Source organism: Candidatus Pantoea communis (assembly GCF_011752685.1).
GTDB classification, from domain to species: domain Bacteria; phylum Pseudomonadota; class Gammaproteobacteria; order Enterobacterales; family Enterobacteriaceae; genus Pantoea; species Pantoea communis.
Genome location: NZ_VWXC01000006.1, coordinates 80801 through 92347, shown reverse-complemented (window position 1 = coordinate 92347; position 11547 = coordinate 80801). Strand labels below are relative to the sequence as shown.

General features: G+C 53.5%; 10 protein-coding genes and 1 tRNA gene. 10 read left to right on the top strand and 1 reads right to left on the bottom strand.

The features are described from left to right. The first annotated feature begins 204 nt into the window (after positions 1–204). Complete coding sequence (locus F3J37_RS10165; RefSeq protein ID WP_034827767.1) at positions 205–501, top strand: HTH-type transcriptional regulator; 297 nt, start codon at positions 205–207, stop codon at positions 499–501. A gap of 43 nt (positions 502–544) precedes the next feature. Here the strand turns inward: F3J37_RS10165 and F3J37_RS10160 are convergent, their stop codons facing one another. Then, the gene (locus F3J37_RS10160) at positions 545–1138 is read right to left on the bottom strand and encodes an HD domain-containing protein (RefSeq protein WP_166933266.1); all 594 of its coding nucleotides are present in this window, start codon (positions 1136–1138) and stop codon (positions 545–547) included. A 61-nt stretch (positions 1139–1199) separates the two neighbouring features. On the opposite strand from F3J37_RS10160, the gene F3J37_RS10155 reads away from it, so the two are divergent. The 9 genes from F3J37_RS10155 (at position 1200) to dppF (ending at position 11321) form a co-directional block, all read left to right on the top strand. Then, positions 1200–1664: a MarR family winged helix-turn-helix transcriptional regulator gene (locus tag F3J37_RS10155; protein WP_034827771.1), complete on the top strand. Its 465-nt coding sequence runs from the start codon at positions 1200–1202 to the stop codon at positions 1662–1664. Positions 1665–1762: 98 nt separating this feature from the next. Further along, positions 1763–2191 carry an organic hydroperoxide resistance protein gene (locus tag F3J37_RS10150; RefSeq protein ID WP_034827959.1) on the top strand — a complete coding sequence of 143 codons (429 nt, stop codon included), beginning with the start codon at positions 1763–1765 and terminating at the stop codon, positions 2189–2191. A gap of 258 nt (positions 2192–2449) precedes the next feature. Then, complete coding sequence (gene eptB, locus F3J37_RS10145) at positions 2450–4141, top strand: kdo(2)-lipid A phosphoethanolamine 7''-transferase (protein ID WP_166933265.1); 1692 nt, start codon at positions 2450–2452, stop codon at positions 4139–4141. A 125-nt stretch (positions 4142–4266) separates the two neighbouring features. After that, positions 4267–4343: transfer RNA gene (locus F3J37_RS10140), tRNA-Pro, on the top strand. 1240 nt (positions 4344–5583) lie between these two features. Then, positions 5584–7194 (top strand): dipeptide ABC transporter periplasmic-binding protein DppA, encoded by a 1611-nt coding sequence (dppA, locus tag F3J37_RS10135; protein ID WP_034827775.1) that lies wholly within the window; start codon positions 5584–5586, stop codon positions 7192–7194. A 198-nt stretch (positions 7195–7392) separates the two neighbouring features. Further along, entirely contained in the window at positions 7393–8412 is a 1020-nt protein-coding gene (gene dppB / locus F3J37_RS10130) for a dipeptide ABC transporter permease DppB (RefSeq protein ID WP_166933263.1), read from the top strand. A gap of 10 nt (positions 8413–8422) precedes the next feature. Next, positions 8423–9325: a dipeptide ABC transporter permease DppC gene (dppC, locus tag F3J37_RS10125; RefSeq protein ID WP_166933262.1), complete on the top strand. Its 903-nt coding sequence runs from the start codon at positions 8423–8425 to the stop codon at positions 9323–9325. 12 nt (positions 9326–9337) lie between these two features. Next, complete coding sequence (gene dppD, locus F3J37_RS10120; protein ID WP_034827781.1) at positions 9338–10324, top strand: dipeptide ABC transporter ATP-binding protein; 987 nt, start codon at positions 9338–9340, stop codon at positions 10322–10324. Further along, a complete protein-coding gene (gene dppF / locus F3J37_RS10115) occupies positions 10314–11321 on the top strand; it encodes a dipeptide ABC transporter ATP-binding subunit DppF (protein ID WP_034827783.1) in 1008 nt (335 codons plus the stop codon). The genes dppD and dppF overlap by 11 nt, the downstream gene beginning before the upstream one ends. The last annotated feature ends 226 nt before the right edge of the window (positions 11322–11547 follow it).

The following is an 11547-nucleotide window of genomic DNA, read 5'->3' as shown; positions in this document are numbered from 1 at the left end:
CTGACCCATAATTAGTAACCCGGCTGATTGTTGCATTGCTATGACATCTTTTCGCAGTGTGCAATAGGCTGTGTCCCGTAACGGTTTAATAAAAAATTGAAAAGACCGCTGCGGGATACAGCCTGACTTGGCCGGGTTTCAGCGCCTGGTGGCGCTTACCTCTCTACTTTCACGTGCTTCATAGTGAGTTTTAAGGAGTTCTCTATGGAAATAAAAGATCCAATGGTCGAGTTATTGAGTAGCCTTGAGCAGATTGTTTTGACACGTGATGCACAGCCTTCCGTATCAGAAATTACACTCAACGCAGTATCCGTTCCCGAGCCACAGCGTTTACGCGAAATGACCGGCATGCAGGTGGATGAATTCGCCCGCGTGATGGGGGTGAGCGTTTCATCTGTAAAAAGTTGGGAGGCGCAACGCACGCGCCCATCCGCTACGGCACGTAAACTGATGAAACTGCTGCAAGCGAATCCCTACCTGGGACGGCAGTTACTCGAGTAAGAAGACTATCGGTTCTCTGACCCGCCTGCACGGCGGGTTTTTTTTAGCTTAAACCGCCGTATTTTGCCGCCTGTTTCACAAACCAACTCTCCGGCACGCTGTGCGGTGGCTGCGCCAGCTGATCAATCCCTTGCTGAATGATCTTCTCTGCCTGCTGCCACAATTGCGGATCGCCCTGATTCAACAACTGAATTTGGATCTGTTTTTCAATCAGGTAGATACGTGCAAAGTCGGGATCGAAATGCACAATGGCGCGGGTGTTGTCGATGATATCGGCCAGCTTGATGGTTTGCGCATCGGGACAGGCTTCGGCGGTATGGCGGAAGTGCGCCAGTTTGCGGGCGGTGCGGTTTTTCGCCTCGGGCTGCGCGCTGTCAGTCAGCATATCGACCAGCTGCGCGACGCGCTGTCCAAAATGGCTCTCAATGTCCTGTAACGTGCTTGGGGTATCTTCTACGGTGTCATGCAGCCAGGCGGCGGCAATCATCTGTTCATCATCGGTGACGCTGCGCACCAGTTCGGCCACCGCAGCCGGGTGCACGATGTAAGGCTCATCGGTGTATTTGCGACGCTGACCCGCAGCAGCATGTGCCTGCGTGGCATAACGGCGCGCTTGCTCTTCCAGTGAATCACGCATCTTTAACACTCCGGAATAAAGTTGCTTGCAATTATCTAGCGCGCTATCTATATTGAATCGCATGAACAGTAATCAAGATGACAAAAAAGTGCAGCAGACGCCACTCCAGGTTGATCAACACCTCTGCTTCGCGCTCTATTCGGCGAATCTCGCGATGCACAAAGTCTATCGCCAGCTGCTGGCTGAGCTGGAGATTACCTATCCGCAATACCTGGTGATGCTGGTGCTGTGGAATCAGGATGATGTGACCGTATCGGAGATTGGCGAGCAGCTTTTCCTTGATTCAGCCACGCTGACGCCGCTGCTGAAACGCTTAGAAGCCGCTGGTTTGTTACGCCGTCAGCGTTCGCGTCGCGATGAGCGCCAAGTGGTGGTGACCCTGACAGATGAAGGTCGTGCGCTGCGTGAACGAGCACAAAGCATTCCCGAGGCGGTACGCTGTGCCACCGCCTGTGACGATGACACCTTGATTGCTTTGAAAAATCAGCTGGACGATTTGCGCACCAATCTTAACCGCGCCAAATAAAGCATTTTGGATGTCGCTAACGCGGCATCCTGGATATCAACGTCAAAACTGCGCATAGATATATAGTGCGCGATTATATAGCGAATAGTGAGGTTAATATGTCTTTAGATAAAGTTGTTTATACCGCAAAAGCCAAAGCCACCGGCGGTCGTGATGGCCGTGCCACTTCGTCTGACAACGTGCTGGATGTGAAACTGGGCGTGCCAAAAGAGATGGGCGGCGCAGGCGGCGAAGTCACTAACCCAGAGCAGCTGTTCGCCGCGGGTTACTCAGCGTGCTTCCTCGGTGCGATGAAGTTTGTGGCCGGCCGTGACAAAATCACCATGCCAAAAGATGCGTGGATTGAAGGCGAAGTCGGTATCGGCCCAATTCCAACCGGTTTTGGCATCGAAGCCAAATTGAATATCCACCTGCCAGAGATGGATGCAGCCGAAGCGCAGAAACTGGTGGATGCGGCACACATTGTTTGCCCGTACTCTAACGCCACGCGCGGCAACATTGATGTGACTCTGAATATCATCAACTAAGGTCGCAGCCAGTCCAAAGAGAGGCTCCATTAGGGGCCTTTTATCATTTTATAGGGTCAGATCAATTATTGTCTGGTCTTACCATTGGTTAAATGTTCTACTGCTGCGCTGCATGCGCCTTCATTGCCGTTCCGGTTCAGATTCGTCCCGTTCCTGCTCGTTGCTTGCGCTTTTCTCGCTCACGGACGAACTCTATTGACTTTAAATAGTCACATTTAAGGTTGGTTTATTGACACCGGGTCAGGAATGAATAAGTAAATGAATTATATCAAAACGTTAACGCAGCAAAAGCTGTCGCTGTTGCTTGCGCTCTATCTTGGCATCTTGTTGAATTTGCCAATTTTTTATCGCCGATTTGACGGCTTCCTAACAAAATCCACCCTCTCTAACTGGTTTTCTGCGGTAGCAGAAGTGACTGCTGCGGTGTTGCTGACGTTTTTCCTGATGCGTCTGCTATCGCTGGGCGGTAAGTGGGCTTATCGCATCCTTGCTACTTTGACCGTCATTATTTCGGTGGCGGCGGCCTATTACATGGCCTTCTTTAATGTGGTGATCGGCTACGGCATCGTGGCGTCGGTGATGACCACTGATGTGGATCTCTCTAAAGAAGTGGTCGGCATGCGCTTTGTGCTGTGGATGGTGCTGGTTAGCGCACTGCCGCTGCTGCTGATTTGGCGTAATAACCTTAGCCAGACCTTGATTGAGCAATTGAAAACGCCGGGCCAGCGTCTGAAGCCCGCGCTGATCATGCTGCTAAGCGTGGCGCTGGTGTGGTTGCCGATTCGCTACTTCGACAAACTGCAAAAAGTGAATGAAGAGATCACCAATATCGACCTGCCAAGTTACGGCGGGGTGGTGGCGCACTCGTATTTGCCTTCTAACTGGATTGCGGCGCTAGGGCTGTTTGCCTGGACTAAAGTCGATGAAGAGATGGATGGTGCGGAACTGCTCGATCCAGCGAAGAAGTTTACTTACGTGGCACCGCCGGGCATTGATGATACCTATGTGGTGTTTGTGATTGGCGAGACCACGCGCTGGGACCACATGGGTTTGCTGGGCTATGACCGCGATACCACGCCGAAGCTTTCAAAAGAGAAGAATCTGGTGGCGTTCCGTGGTGAATCTTGTGATACCGCCACTAAGCTGTCGTTGCGTTGTATGTTTGTGCGCGAGGGCGGCACCATGGATAACCCTGGCCGCACGCTGAAAGAGCAGAACGTTTTTGCGGTGATGAAGGAGCTGGGCTTTACCTCTGAGCTGTTCGCCATGCAGAGTGAAGTGTGGTTCTACGATAACGCCGATGTGAATAATTTCTCGTTCCGTGAGCAGATTGGTTCTGAGAAGCGTAATCAGGGTAAAGCGGTGGATGACATGCTGCTGGTGCCAGAACTGCAGGCCTCGCTGCAACGTTTCCCGAAAGGTAAGCATCTGGTGGTGTTGCACACTAAGGGTTCGCATTATCTGTATTCACAGCGCTATCCGCGCAGCTTCGCCCGTTATCAGCCGGAATGTATGGGCGTGGATGAGACCTGTAGTAAAGCGCAGTTGATCAATGCTTATGACAACTCGATTCTTTACGTCGATACCATGCTGGATAGCGTGCTGGATCAGCTGCGTGATAAGAAGGCGATTGTGTTTTATGCCGCCGATCATGGTGAGTCGATCAGCGATAATATGCACTTACACGGTACGCCGCGTGAGATGGCGCCGCCGGAGCAGTTCCGCGTGCCGATGATGGTTTGGGCCTCTGATAAATATCTCGAAGATCCCACCAACCGCAGTAACTTCGAGCGTTTGCAGGCGCAGCAGCGCGTGGGGAAAACCCATCGTCATGTTGAGTTGTTCGATACCATTTTAGGCTGCCTGGGCTACAGTTCGCCGGATGGCGGGATTAAAGCGGCGAATAACTGGTGTCAGGCACCGGCGGCGACGCCTGCTAAAGCGTTGTAAGGGTTTTCTGGAAGGTGTTGAGCGGCAGGGCTTTTTGCGGCGCTGTTTGCTTTCCAGGCGATCGGGCGGATTTTACGGAAAAGGGATTGACGCTCCCAAGGGGGAGCAGTAATATTCGCCCCCATCGGCGAGTAGCGCAGCTTGGTAGCGCAACTGGTTTGGGACCAGTGGGTCGGAGGTTCGAATCCTCTCTCGCCGACCATATTTGAAGAAACCTGCTTGAAAAAGCAGGTTTTTTTTCGTCTGTCGATCGCGGAATCGGTGCAGTCAGGAGTAAATACGGGGCCGCTGCGTAAAGTCGCTGTCTCGTCCCTGATCGCTCGACACACGCCATCCATGGCGTGTAACGCTTTACTCCGCGGCCCCGCATTCCCTCCTTCGTTTGATTATGAGCAGGCTTTTAGAAGCTGGCATTCGGCTCTGTGCGTGTGTCCAGAGGTTAAACTGTTGCTTCTGTGCGGGGTTTCAAAAGCGAAACCGGTGCAGTCAGGAGTAAATACGGGGCCGCTGCGTAAAGTCGCTGTCTCGTCCCTGATCGCTCGACACACGCCATCCATGGCGCGTAACGCTTTACTCCGCGGCCCCGCATTCCCTCCTTCATCTGATTCTGTGCGGTTTTTTGAAGGCTAACATTCGGTTCTGTGCGTGTTGCAAAAAGAAAACATGATGCCGCCTAGGTGCGTGCTGCTTTTCAAAACAGCAGCATCAATGCTGATGAGCGATGGGAAGGCGGCTCGGGGAGCAAAGCGTTCGCCGCAGGGATGCGGCGACCGAGGCTACAGGGATGTATTTACGCCGTCTTTGCGATCGAGCCGCCTTCCCTGAGCAGCGCACCATTTAAAAGCGATGCTGTTTGCACCTAACCTTAGAATTCACCCATCCCATCCGACAAATCACATTTACCCGCCATTATTCCCACTTTACCGACTCAACCCCTCACGCAATCAACCCTGCACGCTTAATTCGCGACACATTCTTCTTATGACCGATTAATGCTTTTTGCTGATTTCTTATGCCATTACACCAGCATATTTCGCTGCCTGAACGTCATAACGCACGACGAATCGTTCAGTTATTCGACGTTTACCAATAACTTTTGTGTGTTTTTTAGCGGTGATAATCACTGTCATTTGACTGTATAGCCAGACAATCACGCGGCATTGCGCGCTTTATCACCTTTTTAAATTTTGGCTCAGCGCAATAACCCTGTTTTTTATCGTTGCTTGCACTTACTCACACTCTGTGTAAATAACCCCACCTTGTATTGACGTTCTTTGCAACTGTTGACAAATTGATGCGTCAATAACATGCAGAGTAGGGCGATTCTGAGGAGCCATTGGCTATCGGATGACAAAAAAAACCACTCGCATGCTGCCCGAACCGCATAAAAAAATTCAGAGGTCGGGCGACGCACACAACATCACATCACAATGGAGCAAAACATGATCAACTCCCTGGCTAAATCCAGGATGCTGAAGGTCGGTCTTAGCCTGATTGCTATGACTGTTGCCGCGGGTGTCCAGGCGAAAACCCTCGTATATTGTTCAGAAGGTTCGCCGGAAGGCTTCAACCCACAGCTCTTCACATCGGGTACCACTTACGATGCCAGCTCCGTGCCGATCTACAACCGTCTGGTTGAGTTCAAAACCGGTACTACCGAGTTGCAGCCTGGCCTGGCTGAAAAATGGGACGTTAGCGAAGATGGTAAAACCTATACCTTCCATCTGCGTAAAGGCGTGAAGTGGCAAACCACCAAAGACTTTAAGCCAACGCGTACCTTCAACGCTGACGACGTCGTGTTCTCCTTCGAGCGCCAGCTCGACAAAAACAACAAGTACCACGGTGTATCGGGCGGCAGCTACGAATACTTCGAAGGTATGGATATGCCGAAGCTGATCGAGAAAATCGAGAAAGTTGACGACTACACCGTACGCTTCACCCTGAGCCGTCCTGAAGCGCCATTCATTGCCGACCTCGGTATGGACTTCGCCTCGATCCTGTCAAAAGAGTATGCGGACAACATGCTGAAAGCCGGCACGCCAGAGAAGCTGGACCTCAATCCAGTGGGCACCGGTCCATTCGTGCTGCAGCAGTATCAGAAAGACTCACGCATTCTGTATAAAGCCAACCCGGACTTCTGGGGCACCAAGCCGAAGATTGATCGTCTGGTGTTCTCTATCACGCCTGATGCGTCTGTGCGTTACGCCAAACTGCAGAAGGGTGAGTGCCAGGTGATGCCGTACCCGAACCCGGCTGACATCGCCAGCATGAAGAAAGATGACAAAATTAACCTGATGGAGCAGCCTGGTCTGAACGTCGGTTACCTGTCATTCAACACCGAGAAAAAACCGCTGGATAACGTGAAAGTGCGTCAGGCACTGACCATGGCGGTGAACAAACAAGCCATCATCGACGCTGTGTATCAGGGCGCTGGTCAGGCCGCGAAAAACCTGATCCCACCAACAATGTGGGGCTACAACGACGATGTGAAAGATTACGCTTACGATCCTGCCAAAGCGAAAGAGCTGCTGAAAGAAGCCGGCATGCCGGATGGTTTCTCTATCGACCTGTGGGCGATGCCGGTACAGCGTCCTTACAACCCGAACGCCCGTCGTATGGCGGAAATGGTTCAGGCTGACTGGGCGAAAATTGGCGTGAAAGCCAAGATCGTCACCTTCGAGTGGGGCGAGTACCTGAAACGCGCCAAAGCCGGTGAGCATCAGACCGTGATGATGGGCTGGACCGGTGATAATGGGGATCCGGACAACTTCTTCGCCACCCTGTTTAGCTGTGCCGCCGCCAAAGACGGTTCTAACTACTCACGCTGGTGCTACAAGCCGTTTGAAGATCTGATTCAGCCTGCACGTGCAGAAGCCGATCACAACAAACGTATTGAGCTCTACAAACAGGCTCAGGTAGTGATGCATGACCAGGCTCCGGCGCTGATTATTGCTCACTCCACCGTGTATGAGCCGGTGAGTAAGAAAGTGACTGGCTATGTGGTTGATCCATTAGGTAAACATCACTTCGAAAACGTCGATATCCAGGAATAACCTTTCGGATTATCGCGGTCTGGGCCAGCGCTGCTGGCCCTCGGGCGGCACCTTTGCCGCCCGGTCTCCGCACTTTTTTTCCGGCTAATTTCTTATATTGAAGCGCTTCTTGCGTCGCGATCGGCTTTGTCGATTGCGTGTTGTGAGCAATGTAGTCCCTGGCGGCAACGCCACGGGAAATGACTGAGAATCCGGCTTATGCTGCAATTCATACTCCGACGTCTGGGCCTTGTCATCCCAACGTTCATCGGTATTACCTTACTGACCTTTGCGTTTGTCCATCTGATCCCCGGTGACCCGGTGTTGATCATGGCGGGTGAGCGCGGTATCTCTCCCGAGCGTCACGCCCAGCTGATGGCCCAATTTGGCCTCGACCAGCCGATGTGGAAACAGTACATCACCTACATTAATGGTGTGCTGCACGGCGATCTCGGCATCTCGCTGAAAAGCCGCATCCCGGTATGGGATGAGTTTGTCCCTCGTTTCAAAGCCACGCTGGAACTTGGCATCTGCGCGATGCTCTTCGCGATTGCGGTGGGCATTCCGGTGGGCGTGCTGGCGGCGGTAAAACGCGGTTCGGTGTTTGATCACACCGCTGTGGGTATCTCCCTGACCGGTTACTCCATGCCGATTTTCTGGTGGGGCATCATGCTGATCATGCTGGTATCGGTGCAGCTCAACCTGACGCCGGTATCCGGGCGTGTCAGTGACACGATTTTCCTTGATGACAGCCACCCACTCACCGGTTTTATGCTGATTGATACGCTGCTGTGGGGCGAGGCGGGTGATTTCAAAGATGCAGTGATGCACATGATTTTGCCAGCCATCGTGCTCGGCACCATCCCGCTGGCGGTGATCGTGCGTATGACGCGCTCCTCAATGTTGGAAGTGCTGGGTGAGGATTATATCCGTACCGCGCGCGCTAAAGGCCTGACGCGTATGCGCGTCATCGTGGTGCATGCGCTGCGTAACGCCATGCTGCCAGTGGTCACCGTGATTGGTCTGCAAGTCGGCACCTTGCTGGCCGGTGCGATTCTGACAGAAACCATCTTCTCGTGGCCGGGACTGGGTCGCTGGCTAATCGAAGCATTGCAGCGTCGTGACTATCCGGTGGTGCAGGGCGGCGTGCTGCTGGTGGCAATTCTGATCATCGTGGTCAACCTGCTGGTTGATCTGTTGTACGGCGTGGTCAATCCGCGCATTCGACATAAGAAATAAGGGGGGCATCATGACAACTGTTGATCCCGCAAGCGTAAGCGCTGCACCCAAGCCGATGACCCCGATTCAGGAATTCTGGCACTACTTCAAACGTAATAAAGGCGCGGTGATTGGCCTGGTTTACATCATTCTGATGCTGCTGATCGCCATCTTCGCCGATGTACTGGCGCCGCACGCGCCGTCAGAGCAGTTCCGTGATGCACTGCTGCATCCGCCGGTGTGGCAGGAAGGCGGTAGCTGGAAATTTATCTTTGGCACCGATGACGTGGGCCGTGATGTGCTGTCACGCCTGATGTTCGGCACACGTTTATCGTTGCTGGTTGGCTGTCTGGTGGTGGTGCTGTCGCTGATCCTTGGCGTGGTGTTTGGCCTGATGGCGGGTTACCTCGGCGGCGTGGTCGACGCGGTGATCATGCGTCTGGTGGATATCATGCTGGCGCTGCCAAGTCTGCTGCTGGCATTGGTGCTGGTGGCGATCTTTGGTCCGTCGATTGTCAACGCCTCGCTGGCGATCACCTTCGTCGCCCTGCCGCACTATATCCGTCTGACGCGTGCTGCGGTGCTGGTGGAAGTGAATCGCGACTACGTGACCGCTTCCAGCGTGGCGGGTGCCGGTACGCTGCGCCAGATGTTCGTCAATATTCTGCCTAACTGCCTGGCACCGCTGATCGTGCAGGCTTCATTAGGCTTCTCCAACGCCATCCTCGATATGGCGGCGTTGGGCTTTCTCGGAATGGGGGCGCAACCGCCAACGCCGGAGTGGGGCACCATGCTCTCCGACGTATTGCAGTATGCGCAAAGTGCCTGGTGGGTGGTGACGTTCCCTGGTGTCGTCATCCTGCTCACCGTGCTGGCATTCAACCTCATGGGCGATGGTTTGCGTGATGCACTCGACCCGAAACTCAAGCAGTAAAGAGGCACCGAGATGGCACTATTAAATGTAGAAAAACTGTCGGTGCACTTCGGCGACGAAAAAACACCGTTCCGTGCAGTAGACCGTATCAGCTACCAGGTTGAACAAGGCCAGGTGGTGGGAATTGTGGGCGAATCCGGCTCCGGTAAATCGGTCAGCTCGCTGGCGATTATGGGGCTGATTGATTATCCCGGCCGCGTAATGGCGGAAAAGCTGGAGTTCAACCAGCGCGACCTGCAGAAGATCTCCGAGAAAGAGCGCCGCCAGTTGGTGGGCGCCGAAGTGGCGATGATCTTCCAGGACCCAATGACCAGCCTCAACCCGTGCTACACCGTAGGCTTCCAGATCATGGAAGCGCTGAAGGTGCATCAGGGCGGCAGTAAAAGCACCCGTCGTCAGCGCGCCATTGATTTACTGGAACAGGTGGGGATCCCCGATCCGGCCTCTCGTCTGGATGTTTATCCGCATCAGCTGTCAGGCGGTATGAGCCAGCGCGTGATGATCGCGATGGCGATCGCCTGCAAACCTAAGCTGCTGATTGCTGATGAACCGACAACTGCACTGGATGTGACCATTCAGGCGCAAATCATCGAACTGCTGCTGGAGTTGCAGAAGCAGGAGAACATGGCGCTGATTCTGATCACCCACGATTTGGCGCTGGTGGCCGAAGCAGCCCAGCACATCATCGTGATGTACGCCGGACAGGTGGTAGAAAGCGGCAAGGCGGTAGATATCTTTAAAGCCCCGCGTCATCCCTACACCCAAGCGCTGCTGCGCGCGTTGCCGGAGTTTGCCGCAGATAAAGCGCGTCTGGCTTCGCTGCCGGGTGTGGTGCCGGGCAAATATGATCGTCCAACCGGCTGTCTGCTCAATCCGCGCTGTCCGTATGTGACCGAACGCTGCCGTCGTGAAGAACCTGAACTGCGTGACATTCCGGGTCGCCAGTCTAAATGCCATTTCCCACTGGATGATGCCGGGAGACCGACTTATGAGTCTTGATAATACTCAGCAGGATTACCTGCTGCAGGCGATCGACCTGAAAAAACACTACCCGGTGAAGAAAGGGCTGTTTGGCCAGGAGCGCCTGGTGAAAGCACTGGATGGCGTCTCGTTCAACCTTGAACGCGGCAAAACGCTGGCGGTGGTCGGTGAGTCGGGCTGTGGAAAATCCACACTTGGACGCTTGCTGACCATGATTGAAACACCGACCGAAGGCCAGCTTTACTGGCATGGTCAGGATTTGCTGAAACACGATCCACAGGCGCAAAAACTGCGTCGTCAGAAGATCCAGATCGTGTTCCAGAACCCGTACGGCTCGCTTAATCCGCGCAAAAAAATCAGCCAGATTCTCGAAGAACCGCTGGTGATTAACACCTCTCTGACTAAAGCGGAACGTCGCGAGAAAACGCTGGAGATGATGGCGAAGGTGGGCCTGAAAACCGAGCATTACGATCGCTATCCGCATATGTTTTCCGGTGGCCAGCGTCAGCGTATCGCCATCGCGCGTGGGCTGATGCTCGATCCGGACGTGCTGATCGCCGATGAACCGGTTTCTGCGCTCGATGTTTCCGTGCGTGCGCAGGTACTCAACCTGATGATGGATTTGCAGCAGGATTTGGGTTTGTCCTATGTGTTCATTTCTCATGATTTGTCGGTGGTGGAGCATATCGCTGACGAAGTAATGGTGATGTATTTAGGTCGTTGCGTTGAGCGCGGCAGTAAAGAGGCCATTTTCAGCAATCCGCGTCATCCTTATACGCAGGCCTTGTTGTCAGCCACGCCGCGTCTGAATCCAGATGAGCGTCGTGAAAGGATTAAATTGACCGGCGAACTGCCAAGTCCACTCAATCCGCCGCCGGGCTGTGCGTTTAACGCGCGCTGCCGCCGCCGCTTTGGTACCTGCGTCCAGTTGCAGCCCAAACTTAAGCAATATGGCGAGCAGCAAATTGCCTGTTTCGCGGTGGATCAGGACGAGAATCAGCCAGTGGGCGTGTAATTAACAACGCCAAAAATGAATAAAGGCTCCTGCGGGAGCCTTTATTTTTTCCTGCGTTATACTTCAGGGATGCTAACAAGAGAAATGTTTCTGCCAGAAGCGCCTGGAAATGTATTACTCCAGTGCATCAGTAATCGATTGGTCCTGATTAGGGGTTAAATCGTTAAGGCAAATTCTGAATAGCGTCAGGATTATGTGAGCATAATCACGCACCTGTTAAATCCGC

Coding starts and splice junctions, on each gene's coding strand:
- F3J37_RS10165 (WP_034827767.1), top strand. CDS start 205: ATGGAAATAAAAGATCCAATGGTCGAGTTATTGAGTAGCCTTGAGCAG.
- F3J37_RS10160 (WP_166933266.1), bottom strand. CDS start 1,138: ATGCGTGATTCACTGGAAGAGCAAGCGCGCCGTTATGCCACGCAGGCA.
- F3J37_RS10155 (WP_034827771.1), top strand. CDS start 1,200: ATGAACAGTAATCAAGATGACAAAAAAGTGCAGCAGACGCCACTCCAG.
- F3J37_RS10150 (WP_034827959.1), top strand. CDS start 1,763: ATGTCTTTAGATAAAGTTGTTTATACCGCAAAAGCCAAAGCCACCGGC.
- eptB (WP_166933265.1), top strand. CDS start 2,450: ATGAATTATATCAAAACGTTAACGCAGCAAAAGCTGTCGCTGTTGCTT.
- dppA (WP_034827775.1), top strand. CDS start 5,584: ATGATCAACTCCCTGGCTAAATCCAGGATGCTGAAGGTCGGTCTTAGC.
- dppB (WP_166933263.1), top strand. CDS start 7,393: ATGCTGCAATTCATACTCCGACGTCTGGGCCTTGTCATCCCAACGTTC.
- dppC (WP_166933262.1), top strand. CDS start 8,423: ATGACAACTGTTGATCCCGCAAGCGTAAGCGCTGCACCCAAGCCGATG.
- dppD (WP_034827781.1), top strand. CDS start 9,338: ATGGCACTATTAAATGTAGAAAAACTGTCGGTGCACTTCGGCGACGAA.
- dppF (WP_034827783.1), top strand. CDS start 10,314: ATGAGTCTTGATAATACTCAGCAGGATTACCTGCTGCAGGCGATCGAC.